Genomic DNA, 18,144 nt, shown 5'->3' on the forward strand with positions numbered 1-18,144 from the left:
TCCTTGGTGGGGGATGGGTTGGGGATGTTCAGAGCACGCGGCTCAGGAACTCTCGGGTGCGCGCTTCGCGCGGGTTGTCGAGGACGTCGGACGGGCGCCCCTGTTCGACGACCAGGCCGTCGTCGAGGAACACGACCTGATCGGCGACCTCACGCGCAAAGCCGATCTCGTGGGTGACGACGACGAGGGTGACGCCGTTGCCGGCGAGGGACCGGATGACGCCCAGCACCTCGCCGACCAGCTCGGGGTCGAGGGCCGAGGTCGGCTCGTCGAACAGCAGGACCTCCGGCTCCAGCGCGAGAGCGCGGGCGATGGCGACGCGCTGCTGCTGGCCTCCGGAGAGCTGCCGCGGGTACGCCGACGCCTTCTCGGACAGGCCGACCCGCTCCAGCAGGACGCGCGCCTGCTCACGGGCGGTCGCGGGAGGCGTGCCCAACGCGATCGGCGCCTCCGACACGTTCTCGAGGATCGTCAGGTGCGGGAACAGGTTGAAGTTCTGGAAGACGAACCCGATGCGTGCCCGCTGACGCAGGATCTCCCGCTCGCTGAGCTCCTTCAGCCGGCCGTGCTGCACGCGGACGCCGATCAGCTCGTCACCGACGACGACGTAGCCCTCGTCGAGCGGTTCGAGGTGGTTGATGGCACGCAGCAGGGTGGACTTCCCCGAACCGGACGGGCCGAGGATGACGGTGACCGTCCCGGCCTCGATCGTCAGGTCGACCCCGCGGAGCACCGGCCGGTCGCCGAACGACTTGGTCGCGTTCGCGATCTCGATCCCGGCGCTCATGCCGCACCGTCCAGACGGTTGTTCGCCCAGCCGCGCAGCCGCTGGAACGGAGTGGGCGGCAGCGTCCGCACCGCGCCGCGCGCGTAGAAGCGCTCGACGTAGTACTGGATCACCGAGACGACGCTGGTGAGCACCAGGTACCAGATGGTGGCTACGACCAGCAGCGGGATGATGTCGGTCGGGTAGGTGCTGCTGAGGTTCTGGACGACGCCGAACAGGTCGAGCAGCGACACGTAGAACAGCAGCGAGCTCGCCTTCAACAGGCCGATGATCTGGTTCACGTACGCCGGGACGATCGACCGGAGCGCCTGAGGGAGCACGATCCGGCGGAACTGCCGCCCGCGCGGCAGCCCGAGCGATTTCGCGGCCTCGTGTTGGCCCTGGTCGACCGAGAGGATGCCGGCCCGCACGATCTCGGAGCTGTACGCGATCTCGCTCAGACTCAGTCCGATGACGCCGAGCGTGAGGTCGGACAGCACCGACACCGTCTTCACCTCGACCTGCGGCCCGAAGGGGATGCCGACCCCGATCGTCGGGTACAGGTTGCCGAGGTTGTAGAGGAAGATCAGCACGAGGATCAGCGGCACGGACCGGAACAGCCAGACGTACAGCCAGCTCACCGAGCTGAGCACCGGGTTCGCCGACAGCCGCCCGAGCGCCACGACGATCCCGCCCGCGAACGAGACCACCGCGGAGATGGCCGTCGCCGCCAGAGTCAGCTGGAGTCCGGTGAGGATGGCCGGGCTGAACAGCCACTTGCCCACCTTCGCCCACTCCCACGACGGGTTCGTGAACAGCGTCTGCCCGAAGTTGAGCAGCAGCACGAGGACCAGGGCCGCCGCGATCCACCGGCCAGGGTGACGCAGCGGGAGGACCGGGCGCTCGGCGAGGCGCCGCAGATCGATGCCGTCCGGCAGCGGGCTCGTGGCCGCCGGGGTCGCGACGGCGGCCGACTCGACGGTGGGGCTGACCGCGCTCATCGCTCGGCCCCCACAGACTTCTCGAAGGGGTGGATTCCCACCTCTTCGGCGGGGAGTGCGGTGTCGAAGAGCGGGCTGTAACCGGCGGCGAGGTACAGCGCCTTCGCCTCCGGCTGTCGCGGACCGGTCGTCAGGTAGATCCGCGTGTACCCCTGCCGCACGGCCTCGGCTTCGAGCTCGTCGACGACCCGGCGGGCCAGGCCCTGGCGGCGGTGGGCGGAGCTCGTCCAGATGCGCTTGAGCTCCGCGGTCTCCGGGTCGAGGCGCTTGAACGCTCCTCCGGCGATGGGCACGCCTTCGCGCAGCAGCAGGACGAATGCGCCTCCGTGGGAGGCGGAGAAGAGCTCGGCAGGGTACCGGTTCAGCTCGGTGGAGGCGCGCTCCCCGAAGAAGTCGCCGTACCTGGTGTCGTACTCGAGCTCCAGCTCGGCCAGGAGAGGACGGGCCAACTCGTCTGTCGCCTGGACATAGCGGAACTCATCGACGTCGACGTTCGTGACAGTCACCATGCCTCCTTTTCGCAGGGTGTGGGCGGATGTTGCGGACGACCGTACGGCGCATTCCGCGACGACCGGCAACCCCGGTTACGGATTGCGTCGGGCGCCGAAACAGTCCGTCACGGTCGTTTGCGGCCGGGATGCCGGTGGGGGCAGGGTGACCCGATGCTTCCCCGATCCGAAGGCTCAACACACGCCACCGTCGTCGTCGTCGGCGCCGGCCCGCGTGCCATCGGCTGGCTGGAGCGGTTCGCAGCGGCACGCTCCGTCGCGGCCGAGCGACCGCGCGTCGTGGTGCAGTTGATCGATCCGTTCCCGGCCGGGCCTGGCCGGATCTGGCGCCGCGAGCAGTCCCCCCTGCTCAAGCTGAACTCGATGGTCGAGGACGTCACCATGTTCACCGACGACTCGTGTTCGGTCGAGGGACCCGTCCGCCCGGGACCGTCGCTGCTGGAGTGGGTGGAGGCCGTACGCGACGGCCGGATCGACGACGTGGACGTGGACCAGCACGTCGCCGACGAACTCGCCCGGCTGCGTCGCGGCGACTTCCCGACCCGTCGCCTCCACGCCCACTACCTGGACTGGTTCCTCCGCCGTGCGATCGCAGACCTGGACGACCTCGCCGTCGTGGTCCGTCGCACGGACACCGTCGTCGCTGTCGAGTCGGCCGACGACCACGAGCTCGTCCGTCTCGCCGGCGGCCACGAACTCACCGCCGATGCCGTCGTCTACGCCATCGGCCACACCGGAAGCCGGCCCGCCGGCGAGACCGCAGAACTCACCCGCTTCGCGCACCGTCACGGCCTGCGCTACCAGCCGCCCGCGTTCACCGCGGACGCCGACCTGACCGCGTTCGGGCCGGGGGATGTCGTCGCCGTCCGTGGGATGGGGCTTGCCGCCATCGACCTGATCGTGCTGCTCACCGAGGGTCGGGGAGGGCGCTTCCTGCGCACGGGCGATTCGCTGGAGTACCTTCCGAGCGGGCGCGAGCCGAAGCTTCTCCTCGGGTCGCGGCGCGGCATCCCATACCGCTCGAAGATCTCCTCGACCCTCGCCGGGGAGCCGCCGTCGCTGCGCTACCTGACCCCCGACGTTCTCGCGCAACTCACGAGCCGCCCGGGTTCGCTCGACTTCCGCCGGGACGTCTGGCCGCTGGTCGAGCGCGAGATGCTGCACGGGTACTACCGCGAGCTCTTCACCGGTCACCCGGAGCGCGCGTCCCGGGCCTGGCCCGACTTCCGGGACGCCCTCGACGTCATCGACCCGCACTCGGACGCGTTCCGGTCGCTGCTGGAGGGCTCGATTCCGGATGCGGCCGACCATCTGCTGCTCGGCCTCTTCGACCGTCCACTGACCGGCGCACGCTTCCACGATCGCGACGAGCTGCAACGGTGGGTCCGCGCTCACCTCGCCGACGACCTCCACCGACGCACCGCTCCCGAGCACAGCGCCACCCTCGGCCTCTTCACCGCCCTGCTGCTGGCGATGTTCGCGCTCGCTCCCGTCAGCGCCTCCCCCGCCTGGACAGAGGAGTCGAGGGTCCGCGACCTCCACGGCTGGTGGCCGGCCTACTTCAGCTATGTGGCCTCCGGACCGCCCGGACACCGCATCGCCGAGCTCATCGCGCTCTCCGAGGCCGGCGTCATCGAATTCGCCGGTGCGGACATCGGCGTCGAGGCGGACGAGCGCCAGGGTCGCTTCCTCGTGTCCAGCACATCGATCGACGGCAGCGTCGCCGTGGACGCTCTCATCGACGCGTGGCTCCCGCCGGCGCAGGCGGATCGCACCGACAACAGCGCACTGCGCGACCTGGCCGTCTCGGGCGCCGGCTCGTTCCGTCAGGGGATGCTGCGCGTCGATCCGACGGACTCACGGGTCGTGGACCCGGTCGGGCGGCCGCACCCGCGGCGGTGGGCGATCGGCCCCTTCACGGACGCGCCGTTCGCCGGCGCGTTCTCCCGCCCGAACACGAATGCGCTCTCGTTCCGCGAGAACGACCGGACGGCGCACGCCGTCCTGCAGCGGATCGAGCACGCTGCGGACCGTGCAGGGGAGCTGCGAACGCTCGCACTCGAGGGGGAACCGTTATGACGTACAACGAGTATCTGCTCGAAGTCAGGGCCGGCATCGACCTCGATCGGCCGCCCCGAATCGCCTTCGACTCGGTGGTCGCGCCGTACCTGCTCTCCCAATGGTTCGCCGACCGTGCGAGAGTCGCGGCGCGCCGCGGCGGCGCCTACGAGATCACCCGTCGAGACGAGACGGCGTCCGGTCGCATCCTCGACCTCGTCCCGAACCGCCGCGTGCTGATCTCCTGGGACCCCGTTCAGGCGTCGCACATCGTCGTCCCCGGCTCGGAGCTGGAGTTCTTCGTCGAGCCGACACCGACCGGATCCCGGATCCAAGCGGTCTGGTGGAAGATCCCGACCGCGCAGACGGAGTCGTTGACCGTGGACCTGACGCAACGGCTCGAACGGCTGCGCGAAGCGGTACACCGGTTGCCGTTGCTGCCCGGCGACTGAGCAGCTCGTTCTGCGCGTGGTCGGCTGTGAACCCGGCATTGGCCATGGTCGCGGGCTTCAGCGCCCGACGGCAGCGGCGAGGCCGTCGATCGCCAGCGACGCGAAGCGGTGGGCCGCCGCCGGCAGAAGGTCAGGCCGTCCGGCGTGGAGTCCGCGGCCGGCGGAGAGGATCAGCAGGAGGTCCGAGAGGACAAAGTCTCGCCGCAGCGCTCCGGCTTCCTGAGCCCGGCGCGCCACACCCCGGAGCATGCCCAGCAACTCCTGGCGGTGCCGAACGACAGCCGACGAGGGTTCGCCGGTGATGAGGGCGTCGACGAACCCTCGGTTCCGCGCGTTCAGGTCGATCAGGCGATGGACTGCTGAACCGAAGCCGCGCCAGGGGTCTGTGTCGGCGGCCGCTTCCTCGACGATCCGCCGACAGGCCGTCAACTCGGCGGAGAACGCCGTGTCGATCAGAGCCTGCCGCGTGGGGAATCGGCGGTAAAGGGTCGCCGGGCCGACGCCCGCCCGTCGGGCGACCTCGCGCATCCCCACGGCGAGGCCCCGCTGAGCGAACAGTTCGCGTGCGGCTTCGACGATGCGGTCCCGGTTTTCTTCGGCGTCGGCGCGCAGCCGAGTCATCTCCGCGGGCATCTGTCTCACTTTCCTGAACCGGACGGGTGCGTCCGGTACCGTGCGGGAGCGTAGCAGCTTGCCACGAAGGCACGGCGAAGAAGACACGGAGGATCAGTGAAGGCAGTAGTCATCGACCGATACGGCGATCCGGCCGGGATGACCGTCGTCGAGCGAGAAGAACCCGCCCTCGGGGCCGCGCAGGTGCTGGTGCGCACGGAGGCCATCGGTGTGGGCGGCGTCGACGCGGTCATCCGCCGCGGCACCGTCGGTCTCGGCTTCCCCCCGGGGATGGTTCCCGGGAGCGAGGTGGCCGGGACGGTCGTCGCCGTGGGCGCCGAGGCGGATCCTGCCCTCGTCGGCCGGCGCGTCTGGGCGTTCACCGGCACGTCGGGCGGGTACGCCGAGTATGCGGCAGCGTATGAGGAGGACGTCTCACCGCTTCCCGACGGTCTCGCGGCCGTGGACGCCGTGACGGTCGGCAGCGCCGCCACTGTCGCCTACTTCGCGCTCGCGCGCGCGCACCTCTCGGCCGGCGAGTCGCTGCTCGTCCGGGGTGGCGCGGGCAGTATTGGGATCGCCGCAATCGAGCTCGCCGCCCGCGCAGGTGCGACCATCATCGCCGCCACCGCGTCGAGCGCAGAACGGGCGCACCGCCTTCGCGAACTCGGCGCTACCCACACCCTGGACCGCTCCGGCCGAGGCGACGGCGCAGCGGCGGGATTCGACGTGATCATCGATATCGTCGGCGGCCCCGACCTGCCGTCCTTCGTCGAACTGCTCCGACCGAACGGACGCTACATCATCGTCGGTGCGGTCGCCGGGTACCCGCCGCCCGACTTCGGCCTGGTCCTGCTGCGGTCTTTCCAGCAGTCCCGCTCCGTCGCGACCTTCAGCCTGGACAGCATCCCGAAGCCCGAGCGGAACCGGATTCGCGAAGAGCTCTTCGGCAGGGCCGCGCGCGGCGAGATCAGCGCGGTCGTCTACGACGTACTGCCGCTCAGTGAAGCTGCCGAAGCGCACCGCTCGATGGATGCGGGCAGCGTCTTCGGGCGTTACGCCCTCGTGCCCGACTGAGGAGCAGCACTTCGACGGCAGGAGCTACCTGTCGAGGCTGGACCGTCGGTCCCGGGTGGTTCACACCGAGGAGTCGATGATCAGTTCCGCCATGCGCCGTGCGGCCTGGGCTGCCGAGACCTGCTTGTCCATCTGCGCGGTCGTCGTGGCGCCGTCGTAGAGGATCACCAACTGCTGGGTCGTCCAGTCCGGATCGCTGACGCCGATCTCGGCGACGAGCCCGCCGATGAGTCCGTGGAGCCAGTCGCGGAACTTCTCGCTCGCCGCCTCTTCCACGCCACCCGGCTCGGCTTCTGCGACCGCGTTCACGAATGCGCAGCCGCGATAATCGGGCTTCGCGAATAGGATCCCGAGGGAGTCGAAGACCGAGAGAAGGCGGTCTTCGGGGTCCGGCCCGGCGGCCACGATCCCGTCGTCGATGGTCTTCTCCCAGGCGGCGTGACGACCGGCCAGATATGCGGAGACGAGTTCGTCCTTCCCGCCTTCGAAGTTGTAGTAGAGCGATCCCTTGGCGACCTGGGCCTTCTCGAGCACTCGATCGATGCCCACCGTGTGGATGCCCTCGTTGTAGAACAGCTCGTCGCTCGCGCGCAGCAGTCGTTCACGCGCAGACTGCTTCTTGGACGGAGTCTCGGTCATCCGGATCACTGCACCTTTTCGACGCCGGCACGCTTGTGCGTCAGATCGCCGCCCGGCCCCCGTCGACGGCCAGCGTGACGCCGGTGATGTAACTCGCCGCCGGCGAGGCGAGGAACCCGATGGCGTCGGCGATCTCCTGGTCGGTTCCGGGGCGCCCCATGATGGTCGTCTCGCCGAGTGCCGCGGTGTCCCCCTTCGCGCCCGGGGTCGCGACAGGGCCGGGCGCGACCGCGTTGACGCGGACGCCGCGCGGGCTGAACTCGGCGGCCCACGCGCGTGTGAGCGCGGACAGCGCAGCCTTGGTCGCGCTGTAGGCCGCGCCCCCGGCGAGGCCCACGTTGGCGGCCATGCTGGAGACGCTCACGACCGCCCCGTCGCCTCGTTCGGCCATGGCAGCGGCCAACCGGGAGGTCAGAAGGTAGGCCGACTCCACATTCCCGGTGAACAGGTCGCCGAGCGTCTCCGCGGAAAGCTGGTCGCTCGGCCCGAACCACGCGAGCCCGGCGTTGTTGATGAGGATGTCGACCTCACCCGCGTCCTCTGCCAACCGCACAGCCTGGTCGGTGTCGGAGAGGTCGGCCGCCACGAATCGCGCTCGGCCACCGGCCAGCTCGATCTCTTCCACGACCTGCACACCGCGGCCGACGTTGCGGCCATGTACGACGACGTTCGCACCCTGAGCGGCGAGCTGGAAGGCGGCAGCCCGCCCGAGTCCGGAGGTCGCGCCCGTGACGAGGGCCGTCTTTCCTGCGAGCGACCATGAGTTCTGGAGTTCCATGCGATCGATCCTTTGTTTGTACCGGTCTGTCTAAACGTACTTTAGACCGCTCTGTCTAATAGCGCAACAGTACGCCGCGGGATAATAGGCGCATGCCCCGACGAAGACCCCGCCGTGCGTCGGGCCATTCGTCGAGGCGGCCCGTCTTCTCGGTGCGGGCGCGGATCGTGGTGGCGATCGTCCTTGCCGCAGGGATCGGCTTGGCGGTGGCGGGGGTGGCCACCTACTTCGTCCAGCGTCAGCAGGCGCTGGCGCAGGTGGACAGCGACCTGGTCCGCAACCTCGATCAGGTGAAGGCGGTCGCCGCCCAGACACCGCCGACAGGGCAACAGAGCGCGGATGCGCTGCTGCGGTCGCTCATCCAGCAGGTCGTTCCCGCTCCTTCCGAGAGTGCGCTCGGAATCGTCGCCGGTCAGGCCGCGTACATTCCGGGCGGCGAACTGCCGTTCAGGCTCGACCGCGACCCCGGCCTGGTCGAACGGTTCACGCGCGAGGCCGACCCGAGCCACGTGGTGATGGGCACCGCCATCGCGCATCAGGGTACGCTGCGCTACGCGATCATCCCGGTGACGGTGAAGGGCGATCCCACGCAGGGCCTGTATGTCGCCGCCTATGACCTCGACACCGTTCTCACCGCGGTTGCGAGCCCGTTCCGGACCTACGCGATCGTCGCAGCGTGCGCGCTCGCCCTCATCGGTCTCGTCGCCTGGTTCGTCGCCGGACGCCTGCTGCGCCCGGTCCGGCACCTCCGCGAGGCGGCGGACAGGCTGTCGGCGACCGAGCTGGGCCAGCACATCCCCGTCCGCGGCAGTGACGACCTCTCCCTCCTCGCCGCGGGCTTCAACCGGATGTCCGACCGGCTGGAGGCGTCCTTCACCTCGCAACGTCAGCTCCTGGACGACGTGGGCCACGAACTGAAGACACCCCTCACGATCGTCCGCGGCCATCTCGAACTGCTCGATCCGACAGACCCGGCGGAGGTGCGCGTCGTGCAGGAGCTCGCCGTCGACGAGCTCGATCGGATGGGTGAGCTCGTCGCCGAGATCGCGCTCCTCGCCGAGTCCCGCGGCCCCGGCTTCGTCGACCCCGCCCGGGCGGACCTCGCCGACCTGACCCGGTCGGTCGCTGCCAAGGCCGCCGCCCTGGCCCCTGACCGTCCGTGGATCACCGAACACGTGGCCGAGGGCGACGGGACGCTCGACGTGCGGCGCATCACCCAGGCCTGGCTCCAGCTCGCCGAGAATGCGGTCAAGTACTCCACGCCTGGCGGGGTCATCCGGGTGGGCAGTGAGCGGATCCCCGGACGCACCGGGAGCCTTTTCCGCGCCTGGGTGCGCGATGAGGGGCCCGGCATCGCCGAGGCCGATCAGGCCCGCATCTTCGAGCGGTTCCAGCGTGGGGGCGGCACACGAGGAGCGTCCGGGTCCGGTCTCGGCCTCGCAATCGTCACGGCGATCGCGCACGCGCACGGCGGCGCCGTCGACGTGACGAGTTCCCCCGACGGCTCGACCTTCACTCTGACCGTTCCCTGCGGACGCGCCGAGGACGACCCGGCGCCCGCACCCCACCGAAACGTAACCCCAGCGGAGGAGACGATATGAGCCGCGTGCTGGTCGCCGAGGACGAGCCCCGGATCGCATCCTTCGTGGAGAAGGGGCTGCGCTCGGCCGGCTTCACCGTGACGACCGTCACCGATGGCCTCTCGGCTCTCGACGAGGTGCGGACGGGGGCGCACGATCTGCTGGTCCTCGACATCGGGCTTCCCGGGCTGGACGGCTTCGGCGTTCTGGAGGCCGTCAGAGGCGAGGGACACCCCGTGGTCGTCATCGTCCTGACCGCCCGCACGAACGGCCGCGACGTGGTGAACATCCTGGATGGCGGCGCCGATGATTATGTGGCCAAACCGTTCCGGTTCGACGAGCTGCTGGCACGCATCCGGCTGCGCTTGAAGACCCCGCGCCCGGAGGCGCCCGACGTGCTGCGGGCCGGCGATCTCGAACTCGACCTGCGCACCCGCCGCATCACGGTCGCCGGAACCGCTCAGGACCTGTCGGCGCGGGAATTCGCCCTCGCGGAGGAGCTGCTCTCCCATGCCGGCCAGGTCCTGAGCCGCGAACAGTTGCTCAGCCGGGTGTGGGGACTCGACTTCGATCCCGGATCGAATGTGGTCGACGTCTATGTGCGGTACCTCCGCGGCAAGATCGGCGCCGAACGCATCGAGACCGTCCGTGGGATGGGCTACCGCCTGACGCCCTGAGCGCTCGCGCACAAAAGCGTTCGCGCACACAAAAGGGGCGAGAAGGCACCCGAAACCTTCTCGCCCCGCACCCGCGAACGGGTGTCAGTGGCCGGCGCTCACCGAGGCGCTGCCGCGCACGTCGACGGCCGCCGGCGGGGTGACCACTGCGGCGCCGCTCGTGCCGGTGGCGCCCAGCCCCGACGTACCCGCTGCGCCGGCCGCCGCCCCCGAACCGGTCACCGAGCCGGACGTGCCCGACACGGTGCCCGACGCGGAGCCGCCGGTGCTGGCCGAGCCGTTCGCGGTTCCGGGGAGGGAGGGGATGCCGGACGGGAGCGTCGTCGGAGCCGCCGGGACGGCGGAACGCGCCTGGGCGACGGCCTTCGAGGCCTCGCCGCGAAGGGAGTTCGCCTTCTGCTCGGCCGCGGTCTTCGCCTGCTCAGCCGCGGTCTTCGCCGCGTTCGCAGCGTTCGAGGCGGTGCCCGTGACTCCGTGGGCGGCGATCGCGGCGCCCGCCTGGTCCTGGACGGAGAAGGCTCCCGTCGCGGCGAACGCACCTGCGGTCGCGAGGCCGGCACTGAGAACGCCAGCGGTGCTGGCGACGATGATCTTCGTGAGGGTCTTCATTTCGGTGGAGATTGCCTTTCCTTGTCCTCGGGCCGCTACGACCCAAGGAACAACCTGCCGGTCGCCGATGAGACCCGAAGGAGATCGAGATGAGAACAGTCTCATCCCATGTGCCGATCGGGTCGGGCGAACAGCGCCGCCACGGTGGATTCCCGCGCATCGTCGAGGTCGGCGTCCAACCGGCCGTGCATCGCGAGTTGGCTGATGCCGTGAAGCATGCTCCACAGCAGCTCCGCCCGGACCGCGCGGTCACGGGCGTCGACCCCGCCGACGACGCTCTCCAGCAGCTCGAAACCGCGGCGGAGCACCGCCGGAGTGTCCTCAGAAGCGAATGCGATGTTGCCGCGGGCCGACGCCATCGCCTCGTACACCGCCGGATGGTCGCGAGCGAAGCGCAGGTAGGCCGCCACCAGCTGCCGCAGCGCCCCGGGCCCGGCTGCCCCGACGTCCATCGCCGTCGCGAGCTCGGCGTAGCCGTCGAGGACCACCCGGCCGACGATATCGTCTCGGCCCCCCGGAAAGTGCCGGTACAGGATCGGCTGGCTCACGCCGATCTCCTCGGCCAGGCGGCGGACGGTCACGGCCGCCCAGCCTTCGTTCTCCGCGATTTCGCGAGTGGTGCGGACGATACGCGACTCGCGCTCGCGAAATCGTTCGAGGTCTTGCGCTGAGCGAGGCATACCGCTACATTAGCAGCGCTAACAGTTAGCAACGCTAACACCCAGAATTTCGACGAAACGGAGAAGCAATGCCCATCGCCATCGGCCTGACAGCGACCCTCGCCATCCTCGGCCTCGCCATCATCTTCGGCACCGACATGAGCGTCGCTGTCGTGCAACGCGCGGTCTATCGTGAGCTCGACGACCGGACGATGGTCCGAATCGTCGGCCGCGGCCACTACTACGGCGACCGACGGTTCCCCGTGATCGGCATCGGCGGCACGATCTTCACCGCGGTCACCGTCGTGCTCGCCTTGGTCGGGGCCTCAGCGCTGGCGGGGGTGCTCGCCGTAGTGGGCTTCGTGCTCGTGCTCACCTGGCTGATGCTCTTCGCCCGGATCGCCAAGCCCATCAACTCTGCGCTGACAGCGGCGGCCAACACGGGCACCGTGCCCGCCGACGCCCGCGCCCTGCAGGACCGCTGGGAGTCCATCATCGTGCTGCGGGCCACCCTGCTCGGCCTCGCGATCGCCCTGATGTGCGCGACGCTCGCACTGGTCTGAAAGGCTCGAGGCGCCTGGGCGGCGGGCGCACATCCCGAGCGGTGAGTTTGGCCAAAAACCGTTGACCAGGTAGTCTGGGCGGCAGCCTCACATCCCAGATATCTACTGGGATTCCGGGGCCGCGCGAGTGTAGTTCAATGGTAGAACCTCAGCTTCCCAAGCTGATAGCGCGGGTTCGATTCCCGTCACTCGCTCCACGTTGTCGCTTCGTGAGCTGTGTCGTTTCTCACGCAACTTGAGACTTTTCTCTCCGACCTCAGACCGGCGCAGCCCGGCTCGCGGGATCGCGTGAGTCAGTGATTCCATTGATGGTCGCCGACCGGTCCTAGGTTGATGCCGGAGGAATCCTCCACGTGCGGGTGGCCACCACCACGGATGCTCTCGAGCACGAGCGCGGCCAGTCGGGTCGCGGCCGAGGGTTCGGGGAGCATCGCCGCCGCACCGAGAGCTCCGGTTGCGTATGCGGCAAGCATGCGGGGTTGGAGGTCGATGCGGGCGAGGCCGTCGTTGGCGGCGTCTTCGATAATGCCGGCGAGCAGTTCGCGGACCTCCCCCTCAGCAGGAGCCAGGCGTGCCGTGTCGTGGAGGGATCCGTCATCCGCGTGGCGATGGCTGCGCAAGCGCGCGTACCCCATCAGCACGTTCTCGAGACGGTCCGCTGGTGCGCTTTCGGCGGCGATCGTCCGCAACCGCCGAAGGTGGTTCGCCACTTCGCGCTGCTGCCAAGCCTCCAGGGCCGACCCGACGTCAGGAACGTACCGATACAAGGTCGCCCGCCCCACCCCGCTCTCCTCCGCCAGCGCCGTCATCGCCGCCACGAATGGGAGGGGTCGACGGCGCCCGCGTCCAAAAGGACCTGAAAGAGTTACAGGCTGGCCAGGAGCTGCTTCATGGTGGCGATCTCCGCGGTCTGCGCTGCGGCGATCTTCTTCGCCAGCGCGACGGCGTCGGCTGCCTTCCCCTTGGCGGCCTCGGTGGTGGCCATGATGATGGCGCCCTCGTGGTGCTGGATCATCTGGGTGAGGAACAGTTTCGAAGCGTCAGCGCTGGACGCATTCTTGAGCGCGTCCATGTCCTGCTGCGACATCATCCCGTCACCGCCCATGTCCATCCCGCCCATATCCATCCCGCCCATGTTGGTCTTCTGCCCCCAGGTGCTGAGCCACCCCTTCAGGGTGTCGATCTCCGGCTGCTGAGCGGCCTTGATCTTCCGGGCCAGGTCGGCGACCCGCGGATCCACGCCCTGTTTGGCCAGCAGCGTGTCGGACATCTCGATGGCCTGCTGGTGGTGGGGGACCATGGCCGAGGCGAAGGTGATGTCGGCTTGGTTGTGGTCGGAGGCGGCCGTGTCGGTGCTGGAGTTGTCGTGGTCCATTCCGGGCATGTTGCCCATGCCGGAGTCGTTGCCCGAGGTGCCGGCGGTGCAACCGGCCAGCGCGGCCGCGGTCAGGAGCGCGCCGGAGGCGATCGCGATCAGTCTGGTGTTCATTGTGTGGTCTCTTTCGTCGTGTGAATCTGCGATGGTGGGCAGGCTGACACACCTCCGCGCGGTGCGCGGGGGTGCAGCGTGCGTCATCTGCGATCGACGGAGAGAGCCAGAAGAGACGGTGGCGGTGGCACGACCGCGCGAGCCACCATCCGGACAAGATTTGTGGGTGCGGCGCGGGAGCCGAGACCGAGCAGCGCCCGGCCGAGTGCGGGAGCGACCAGGAGGATGGTCGCGGCGAGGAGCGCGAGGGTGCAGACCATGGCGGTCATATCGTGCATCGGGTCGCAACCGCCGGCTGCGCATCCACTGCTCATCACACTGTCTGGCATCGACGACCCGACCGCTACCGTGTGCGAGTGGTCGGCGTGTGATCCCGCCGAGTGGGGTGACGTCACCTCACTCGCGGTGTACTCATGCGGTTGGCTCATGGGCGAGCTGACAACGTGCATGGCGAGGATCCCGGTCACGATGCCCGCGACGGCGAAGAGAAGGACGAGCACGCAGCGCCAGGTGCGGGTGCGCATCGAGATGCAGTCGGCCAGCATTTCTCCTCCTTCCGAGAGACAAAGTAGCGTCGCTGTCTGGATACCCGCCGGGGGTTTGACGCTGGCAGGACTTAATGCCCGATCCCTTCCGGTATCCATAAGCAATGCTGAGCGGAGGAGACAGAAGAGGAGGCGGCCGTGTACGGGATGATGGGCGGCTTCGGCGCGTGGTGGATCGTCTGGCTGCTGGTGCCGTTGCTGATCGTCGCGGTCGTTCTTGTTCTGGTCTTCACTCTGAGCCGACGGGGTCCGTCAAGCGGAGTGAACCCGGACCCGCCGCGTTCCTCGGCCCGGGCGATTCTCGACGAGCGCTACGCCCGGGGTGAGATCGATCACGAGGACTACGTCAGGCGGCGCGACGAGCTGGAGCGTTCAGGCGGCTGAAGGGCGGCTCGTCCTCCTATGAGCGCACGAGCCGGGCGATGGCGTCGCTGGCTTCCTGGAGTTTGGCCTGTCCTTCCTCCCCGCCGAGCAGCACGGCGTCGGCGACGCAGTGCTTGAGGTGGTCATCGACCAGGCCGAGGGCGACGCTCTTGAGCGCGGAGGTGAGCGCCGAGATCTGGGTGAGGATGTCGATGCAGTACTGCTCCTCGTCGACCATGCGGGCGATCCCACGGGCTTGTCCCTCGATGCGGCTCATGCGCCGCATGTAGCCGGCTTTGTCGGTGATGTAACCGTGCTCGTGTTCGTGGGCGGTGGCGGGTGCGCTGTCGTTCATAAGGGCTCCAAAGTAGTCAGACGCGGGATGCGGGTTGCGAGGCGTGCGGCGCCGTGTGCGATCGGTCGAGGGCGGCTCGGGCGCTGGTCTCCGGGCGCAGGTCGAGTCGGCGTAGCAGCTGGGCATTCAAGGCGACGACGATGGTGGACAGCGACATCAGGATGGCGCCGACGGACATCGGCAGTACGAAGCCGATGGGGGCCAGGACCCCGGCGGCGAGCGGGACGGAGATCATGTTGTATCCGGCTGCCCACCACAGGTTCTGCTTCATCTTGCGGTAGCTGGCCCGGGAGAGCTCGATCACCGAGAGCACGGATCGGGGGTCGTCGCTGGCCAGGATGACCCCGGCAGAGGCGATCGCGACATCCGTGCCGGCGCCGATGGCGATACCGACGTCGGCCTGCGCGAGAGCGGGAGCATCGTTCACCCCGTCGCCGACCATCGCCACCTTGCGGCCCTCGGTCTGCAGTTCTTTGACCTTGGCGGACTTGTCCGCGGGGTGGACTCCGGCGAAGTAGCGGTCGACTCCGAGTTCTGCGGCGACCGATCGGGCGACAGCGTCGGCATCGCCGGTGATCATCACGACCTGCACGTTCAGGGCGTGCAAGGCGTCCACAGCCTCCCGGGACTCTTCGCGGACCTCGTCGGCGAGCTTGAGGGCACCGGCCACCTGCCCGTCGACGAGGACATGCAGGATGATGGCCCCGTCCTCACGCCACGCGTCGGCGACCCGCAGCTCGCCGACACCGGCATCGTGAAGAAGGTTGGGGCCGCCGACCTGGACGCGATGCGCATCGACCGTGGCCGACACCCCGACCGCCGGCGAGGACTCGAACCCGGTCGCCGGGGAGACCTCCAGGTTGCGGGCGGCCGCCGCGTTCACGATCGCGCGGGCCAGCGGGTGCTCGGAGTCGGCTTCGGCCGCCGCCGCAAGGGCCAGCAGCTGATCCGAGGTGGTGTCGGCGGTCGTCTCGACAGCGGTCACGATGGGCTCGCCCTTGGTCAGGGTGCCGGTCTTGTCGAACAGCACCGTGTCGACGGTGCGCATGCTCTCCAACGCCAGACGGTCCTTCACCAGCACGCCACCGCGAGCGGCGCGCTCGGTGGCGATGGAGACGACCAAGGGGATGGCCAGGCCGAGCGCGTGCGGGCAGGCGATCACCAGAACGGTGATCGTTCGCACGACGGCCTCGTCTGGCAGGCCGATCAGGGTCCAGACCGCGGCGGTGATGATGGCGGCACCGAGAGCGAACCAGAACAACCAGCCGGCCGCGGTGTCGGCGATCCGCTGGGCGCGGGAGGTTGAGTTCTGGGCGTCGCTGACCAGGCGCTGGATTCCGGCGAGGGCGGTGTCGTCGCCGACGGCGGTGATCTGGACGCGCAGGCCGGAGTCGGTGGCGACGGTGCCCGCGACGACGGCATCCCCGATGTCGCGTCGGACCGTCCGGGATTCGCCGGTGATCATCGACTCGTCCATGCTGGCCGAGCCGGACACGACGCGCCCGTCCGCCGGGATGCGCCCACCCGGGCGCACGACCACGATATCGCCAACCCGCAGATCGGCCGGCGCCACCTGCACGGTGCTGTCGCCCTGCACCCGCTCCGCCTCATCCGGCAGCAGCGCGGCGAGCGAGTCGAGCGCGGAGGTGGTCTGCGCCAGCGATCGCATCTCGATCCAGTGCCCCAGCAGCATGATCACGATCAGCAGCGCGAGCTCCCACCAGAAGGTGAGCTGGTGATCCAGGACGCCCAGGCTGGCGCCCCAGGACGCCACGAAGGCGACCGTGATCGCCAGCGCGATCAGCAGCATCATCCCGGGTTTGAGGGCTCGCAGTTCGCTGACGGCGCCGGTGAGGAAGGGCCGGCCTCCCCACACGTACATGACCGTTCCGAGGATCGGCGAGACCCACGCCACCCAGGCCGCGTCCGGCAGCGGGTAGCCCAGGATCATCGCGAATGTCGACGAGAACCCGACCACGGGAACGGCGATGATCAGCATGATCCAGAACAGGCGACGGAACTGACCGACGTGATCGCCGTGGCCGGCGTGACCAGCCATCCCGCCATGTCCGGCGTGCCCGGCCATGGCGTGTCCGGCCATCTCGTGCCCGGTGTGCCCGGCCCTGGCGTGTCCGGCGTGCTCGCTCGCATCATGGTCGCCGTGGTGGCCAGGCACAGTCTGGGTTGGGGTCGGGTGGTGCTTGTGCTCGTTGTGGTCGGTCATTGTGTTAGCCCTTCACCTGGGTGATGTGCTCACGTCCGCCTCGATCGGGCGGTGGCTGGCCTCCGCCTTCGCTTTGCTGACCGTGGCGCCCTTCGTCACGATGCACTCGGCGAGGTCATCTGCGCCAGCACCGCCGAGGAGGTTCCTGCTCCCAGCAGGCATGGTGGCGGCGTCGCGGCGGGCGGAATCGGTGCTGCAGCAGCTGTCGCCCAGTGAGGGACCGTCCCCTGAGGGGGTGTCGACAGCAGAGCGCTCGCCGTACACGCGCGCCGCGGCGTAACCGGCTTCGTCGACTGCGGAGAGGATGGCGGCGTCGTCGACCCCGCTGCCGGTGGTGACGTGCAGGACGCCATCGGTGGCGGACACCTCCACGCGGTCAACTCCGGCGACCTGCGCCACTTCGCCGGACACGGCTCGTTCGCAGTGCGCGCAGGTCATGCCGGTCACTTGGTAGTCGATCGTTTCCATCAGTTCTCCACTGTCGGCGAATACCCTCGGAGGGTATATCGGTCGAACAACATGATACCCCCGGACCGTATTTCGGGGTCAAGCGTTTTCGGATGGCCGGGTGGAGGCGGAGCGAGCAGGTCTCGGATGGTCACGGGGGTGCCTCGGTCGGGCTCCACCGTGACGCTCGATGCGACAACGGAGCGGAGTCGCCTACCCGGTGACAGGACGGCGGAAGATCCAGTCGACGGTCCCACGCCAGGTGTTGCGGAGCTCGCGGTTGCGCCGCCACTCCCGCCAGGTCAGCCAGATGATCACAGCGTCGAAGACGGTGAGGATGGCCACGCCGATCGAGGGCTTCGTGACCAGTTCGTAGATCTGGAAGATCAGGAAAGCGCCGAGCGCGACCATCGCCCACGGGTACACCCTCCGCGAGCCGACCAGCAGCGCCACGACGATCGCGAGCTTGACGACGCCGTGAAGCAGAAGATATGCGGCGACGAACCAGACGCCGCCCGCGTGAATATGAGCGATGCCGTGGACGATGAGGTTGGCGATCAGGTCGTGGGGGTCCTCGGACAACTCTTCGGCGGTGATGGCGTTGGCGGCGCCGACGAGTTGGGCGGGCGTGGTGAACAGCAGCCAGATGCCACCGATCACTTCGACCAGCCCGTCGATGCCCTTGAAGAGAACGCCGACGAGGAAGACCAGATCGAGCACGCGCTCCTTCATGCTTCCTCC

At 69.0% G+C, this 18,144-nt stretch carries 22 protein-coding genes and 1 tRNA gene; 8 read left to right on the forward strand and 15 right to left on the reverse strand.

Annotated features, from left to right (window positions below):
- Window positions 1-28: 28 nt before the first annotated feature.
- Genes AC1ROW_RS10285 through AC1ROW_RS10295 form a run of 3 tightly spaced genes read right to left on the reverse strand, consistent with a single transcriptional unit; the run spans window position 29 to window position 2,276 of the window.
- The gene (locus AC1ROW_RS10285) at window positions 29-787 is read right to left on the reverse strand and encodes an amino acid ABC transporter ATP-binding protein (RefSeq protein ID WP_493018790.1); all 759 of its coding nucleotides are present in this window, start codon (window positions 785-787) and stop codon (window positions 29-31) included.
- Window positions 784-1,767 (reverse strand): amino acid ABC transporter permease, encoded by a 984-nt coding sequence (locus AC1ROW_RS10290; RefSeq protein ID WP_493018791.1) that lies wholly within the window; start codon window positions 1,765-1,767, stop codon window positions 784-786. The genes AC1ROW_RS10285 and AC1ROW_RS10290 overlap by 4 nt, the downstream gene beginning before the upstream one ends.
- Entirely contained in the window at window positions 1,764-2,276 is a 513-nt protein-coding gene (locus tag AC1ROW_RS10295) for a GNAT family N-acetyltransferase (RefSeq protein WP_493018792.1), read from the reverse strand. The genes AC1ROW_RS10290 and AC1ROW_RS10295 overlap by 4 nt, the downstream gene beginning before the upstream one ends.
- A gap of 153 nt (window positions 2,277-2,429) precedes the next feature.
- Between AC1ROW_RS10295 and AC1ROW_RS10300 the strand changes: the two genes are divergently transcribed.
- Together AC1ROW_RS10300 and AC1ROW_RS10305 are read left to right on the forward strand one after the other, a co-directional pair.
- Window positions 2,430-4,355 (forward strand): FAD/NAD(P)-binding protein, encoded by a 1,926-nt coding sequence (locus AC1ROW_RS10300; protein ID WP_493018793.1) that lies wholly within the window; start codon window positions 2,430-2,432, stop codon window positions 4,353-4,355.
- On the forward strand, window positions 4,352-4,786 hold the full coding sequence (locus tag AC1ROW_RS10305; protein WP_493018794.1) for an SRPBCC domain-containing protein: 435 nt from the start codon (window positions 4,352-4,354) through the stop codon (window positions 4,784-4,786). Before AC1ROW_RS10300 ends, AC1ROW_RS10305 begins: the two co-directional genes overlap by 4 nt.
- Window positions 4,787-4,843: 57 nt before the next feature.
- On the opposite strand, the gene AC1ROW_RS10310 is transcribed toward AC1ROW_RS10305, so the two are convergent.
- Window positions 4,844-5,419: a TetR/AcrR family transcriptional regulator gene (locus AC1ROW_RS10310; RefSeq protein WP_493018795.1), complete on the reverse strand. Its 576-nt coding sequence runs from the start codon at window positions 5,417-5,419 to the stop codon at window positions 4,844-4,846.
- 96 nt (window positions 5,420-5,515) lie between these two features.
- On the opposite strand from AC1ROW_RS10310, the gene AC1ROW_RS10315 reads away from it, so the two are divergent.
- Entirely contained in the window at window positions 5,516-6,475 is a 960-nt protein-coding gene (locus tag AC1ROW_RS10315; RefSeq protein ID WP_493018796.1) for a zinc-binding dehydrogenase, read from the forward strand.
- A 60-nt stretch (window positions 6,476-6,535) separates the two neighbouring features.
- Here the strand turns inward: AC1ROW_RS10315 and AC1ROW_RS10320 are convergent, their stop codons facing one another.
- Window positions 6,536-7,114, reverse strand: a complete 579-nt coding sequence (locus tag AC1ROW_RS10320; protein ID WP_493018797.1) for a TetR/AcrR family transcriptional regulator — start codon at window positions 7,112-7,114, stop codon at window positions 6,536-6,538.
- Window positions 7,115-7,154: 40 nt separating this feature from the next.
- Window positions 7,155-7,892, reverse strand: a complete 738-nt coding sequence (locus AC1ROW_RS10325; protein WP_493018798.1) for an SDR family NAD(P)-dependent oxidoreductase — start codon at window positions 7,890-7,892, stop codon at window positions 7,155-7,157.
- 92 nt (window positions 7,893-7,984) lie between these two features.
- Here AC1ROW_RS10325 and AC1ROW_RS10330 point away from each other — a divergent pair, with 92 nt between their 5' ends.
- Complete coding sequence (locus AC1ROW_RS10330) at window positions 7,985-9,493, forward strand: sensor histidine kinase (protein WP_493018799.1); 1,509 nt, start codon at window positions 7,985-7,987, stop codon at window positions 9,491-9,493.
- On the forward strand, window positions 9,490-10,149 hold the full coding sequence (locus tag AC1ROW_RS10335) for a response regulator transcription factor (protein ID WP_493018800.1): 660 nt from the start codon (window positions 9,490-9,492) through the stop codon (window positions 10,147-10,149). The genes AC1ROW_RS10330 and AC1ROW_RS10335 overlap by 4 nt, the downstream gene beginning before the upstream one ends.
- A gap of 84 nt (window positions 10,150-10,233) precedes the next feature.
- On the opposite strand, the gene AC1ROW_RS10340 is transcribed toward AC1ROW_RS10335, so the two are convergent.
- Both AC1ROW_RS10340 and AC1ROW_RS10345 read right to left on the reverse strand, forming a co-directional pair.
- A complete protein-coding gene (locus tag AC1ROW_RS10340) occupies window positions 10,234-10,758 on the reverse strand; it encodes a hypothetical protein (RefSeq protein WP_493018801.1) in 525 nt (174 codons plus the stop codon).
- 101 nt (window positions 10,759-10,859) lie between these two features.
- Window positions 10,860-11,438: a TetR/AcrR family transcriptional regulator gene (locus AC1ROW_RS10345; RefSeq protein WP_493018802.1), complete on the reverse strand. Its 579-nt coding sequence runs from the start codon at window positions 11,436-11,438 to the stop codon at window positions 10,860-10,862.
- A gap of 68 nt (window positions 11,439-11,506) precedes the next feature.
- On the opposite strand from AC1ROW_RS10345, the gene AC1ROW_RS10350 reads away from it, so the two are divergent.
- Together AC1ROW_RS10350 and AC1ROW_RS10355 are read left to right on the forward strand one after the other, a co-directional pair.
- Window positions 11,507-11,980 carry a DUF1772 domain-containing protein gene (locus AC1ROW_RS10350; protein ID WP_493018803.1) on the forward strand — a complete coding sequence of 158 codons (474 nt, stop codon included), beginning with the start codon at window positions 11,507-11,509 and terminating at the stop codon, window positions 11,978-11,980.
- A 123-nt stretch (window positions 11,981-12,103) separates the two neighbouring features.
- A tRNA-Gly gene (locus tag AC1ROW_RS10355) sits at window positions 12,104-12,177 on the forward strand.
- Window positions 12,178-12,273: 96 nt separating this feature from the next.
- Here the strand turns inward: AC1ROW_RS10355 and AC1ROW_RS10360 are convergent.
- From AC1ROW_RS10360 to AC1ROW_RS10370, 3 genes are all read right to left on the reverse strand, one after another.
- The gene (locus AC1ROW_RS10360) at window positions 12,274-12,798 is read right to left on the reverse strand and encodes a TetR/AcrR family transcriptional regulator (RefSeq protein WP_493018804.1); all 525 of its coding nucleotides are present in this window, start codon (window positions 12,796-12,798) and stop codon (window positions 12,274-12,276) included.
- A gap of 47 nt (window positions 12,799-12,845) precedes the next feature.
- Complete coding sequence (locus AC1ROW_RS10365; protein WP_493018805.1) at window positions 12,846-13,469, reverse strand: DUF305 domain-containing protein; 624 nt, start codon at window positions 13,467-13,469, stop codon at window positions 12,846-12,848.
- An 83-nt stretch (window positions 13,470-13,552) separates the two neighbouring features.
- Entirely contained in the window at window positions 13,553-14,014 is a 462-nt protein-coding gene (locus AC1ROW_RS10370) for a DUF6153 family protein (RefSeq protein ID WP_493018806.1), read from the reverse strand.
- A 147-nt stretch (window positions 14,015-14,161) separates the two neighbouring features.
- Between AC1ROW_RS10370 and AC1ROW_RS10375 the strand changes: the two genes are divergently transcribed.
- Window positions 14,162-14,398 carry an SHOCT domain-containing protein gene (locus tag AC1ROW_RS10375; RefSeq protein WP_493019014.1) on the forward strand — a complete coding sequence of 79 codons (237 nt, stop codon included), beginning with the start codon at window positions 14,162-14,164 and terminating at the stop codon, window positions 14,396-14,398.
- 16 nt (window positions 14,399-14,414) lie between these two features.
- On the opposite strand, the gene AC1ROW_RS10380 is transcribed toward AC1ROW_RS10375, so the two are convergent.
- The 4 genes from AC1ROW_RS10380 to AC1ROW_RS10395 all read right to left on the reverse strand — a co-directional run bounded on the left by AC1ROW_RS10380 (window position 14,415) and on the right by AC1ROW_RS10395 (window position 18,135).
- The gene (locus tag AC1ROW_RS10380; RefSeq protein WP_493018807.1) at window positions 14,415-14,732 is read right to left on the reverse strand and encodes a metal-sensitive transcriptional regulator; all 318 of its coding nucleotides are present in this window, start codon (window positions 14,730-14,732) and stop codon (window positions 14,415-14,417) included.
- A 16-nt stretch (window positions 14,733-14,748) separates the two neighbouring features.
- Complete coding sequence (locus AC1ROW_RS10385; protein WP_493018808.1) at window positions 14,749-16,956, reverse strand: heavy metal translocating P-type ATPase; 2,208 nt, start codon at window positions 16,954-16,956, stop codon at window positions 14,749-14,751.
- A gap of 12 nt (window positions 16,957-16,968) precedes the next feature.
- A complete protein-coding gene (locus AC1ROW_RS10390; protein WP_493018809.1) occupies window positions 16,969-17,424 on the reverse strand; it encodes a heavy-metal-associated domain-containing protein in 456 nt (151 codons plus the stop codon).
- A 192-nt stretch (window positions 17,425-17,616) separates the two neighbouring features.
- Complete coding sequence (locus tag AC1ROW_RS10395; protein WP_493018810.1) at window positions 17,617-18,135, reverse strand: DUF2127 domain-containing protein; 519 nt, start codon at window positions 18,133-18,135, stop codon at window positions 17,617-17,619.
- Between the last annotated feature and the right edge of the window lie 9 nt (window positions 18,136-18,144).

The sequence above is a fragment of the Leifsonia sp. GW821-FHT13C09 genome (genome assembly GCF_058806435.1).

What these genes read in the sequence shown, in the direction of transcription:
- AC1ROW_RS10285 (WP_493018790.1), bottom strand. Translation starts at nt 787, where the DNA reads ATGAGCGCCGGGATCGAGATCGCGAACGCGACCAAGTCGTTCGGCGAC.
- AC1ROW_RS10290 (WP_493018791.1), bottom strand. Translation starts at nt 1,767, where the DNA reads ATGAGCGCGGTCAGCCCCACCGTCGAGTCGGCCGCCGTCGCGACCCCG.
- AC1ROW_RS10295 (WP_493018792.1), bottom strand. Translation starts at nt 2,276, where the DNA reads ATGGTGACTGTCACGAACGTCGACGTCGATGAGTTCCGCTATGTCCAG.
- AC1ROW_RS10300 (WP_493018793.1), top strand. Translation starts at nt 2,430, where the DNA reads ATGCTTCCCCGATCCGAAGGCTCAACACACGCCACCGTCGTCGTCGTC.
- AC1ROW_RS10305 (WP_493018794.1), top strand. Translation starts at nt 4,352, where the DNA reads ATGACGTACAACGAGTATCTGCTCGAAGTCAGGGCCGGCATCGACCTC.
- AC1ROW_RS10310 (WP_493018795.1), bottom strand. Translation starts at nt 5,419, where the DNA reads ATGCCCGCGGAGATGACTCGGCTGCGCGCCGACGCCGAAGAAAACCGG.
- AC1ROW_RS10320 (WP_493018797.1), bottom strand. Translation starts at nt 7,114, where the DNA reads ATGACCGAGACTCCGTCCAAGAAGCAGTCTGCGCGTGAACGACTGCTG.
- AC1ROW_RS10325 (WP_493018798.1), bottom strand. Translation starts at nt 7,892, where the DNA reads ATGGAACTCCAGAACTCATGGTCGCTCGCAGGAAAGACGGCCCTCGTC.
- AC1ROW_RS10330 (WP_493018799.1), top strand. Translation starts at nt 7,985, where the DNA reads ATGCCCCGACGAAGACCCCGCCGTGCGTCGGGCCATTCGTCGAGGCGG.
- AC1ROW_RS10335 (WP_493018800.1), top strand. Translation starts at nt 9,490, where the DNA reads ATGAGCCGCGTGCTGGTCGCCGAGGACGAGCCCCGGATCGCATCCTTC.
- AC1ROW_RS10340 (WP_493018801.1), bottom strand. Translation starts at nt 10,758, where the DNA reads ATGAAGACCCTCACGAAGATCATCGTCGCCAGCACCGCTGGCGTTCTC.
- AC1ROW_RS10345 (WP_493018802.1), bottom strand. Translation starts at nt 11,438, where the DNA reads ATGCCTCGCTCAGCGCAAGACCTCGAACGATTTCGCGAGCGCGAGTCG.
- AC1ROW_RS10350 (WP_493018803.1), top strand. Translation starts at nt 11,507, where the DNA reads ATGCCCATCGCCATCGGCCTGACAGCGACCCTCGCCATCCTCGGCCTC.
- AC1ROW_RS10365 (WP_493018805.1), bottom strand. Translation starts at nt 13,469, where the DNA reads ATGAACACCAGACTGATCGCGATCGCCTCCGGCGCGCTCCTGACCGCG.
- AC1ROW_RS10370 (WP_493018806.1), bottom strand. Translation starts at nt 14,014, where the DNA reads ATGCTGGCCGACTGCATCTCGATGCGCACCCGCACCTGGCGCTGCGTG.
- AC1ROW_RS10375 (WP_493019014.1), top strand. Translation starts at nt 14,162, where the DNA reads ATGATGGGCGGCTTCGGCGCGTGGTGGATCGTCTGGCTGCTGGTGCCG.
- AC1ROW_RS10380 (WP_493018807.1), bottom strand. Translation starts at nt 14,732, where the DNA reads ATGAACGACAGCGCACCCGCCACCGCCCACGAACACGAGCACGGTTAC.
- AC1ROW_RS10385 (WP_493018808.1), bottom strand. Translation starts at nt 16,956, where the DNA reads ATGACCGACCACAACGAGCACAAGCACCACCCGACCCCAACCCAGACT.
- AC1ROW_RS10390 (WP_493018809.1), bottom strand. Translation starts at nt 17,424, where the DNA reads ATGGAAACGATCGACTACCAAGTGACCGGCATGACCTGCGCGCACTGC.
- AC1ROW_RS10395 (WP_493018810.1), bottom strand. Translation starts at nt 18,135, where the DNA reads ATGAAGGAGCGCGTGCTCGATCTGGTCTTCCTCGTCGGCGTTCTCTTC.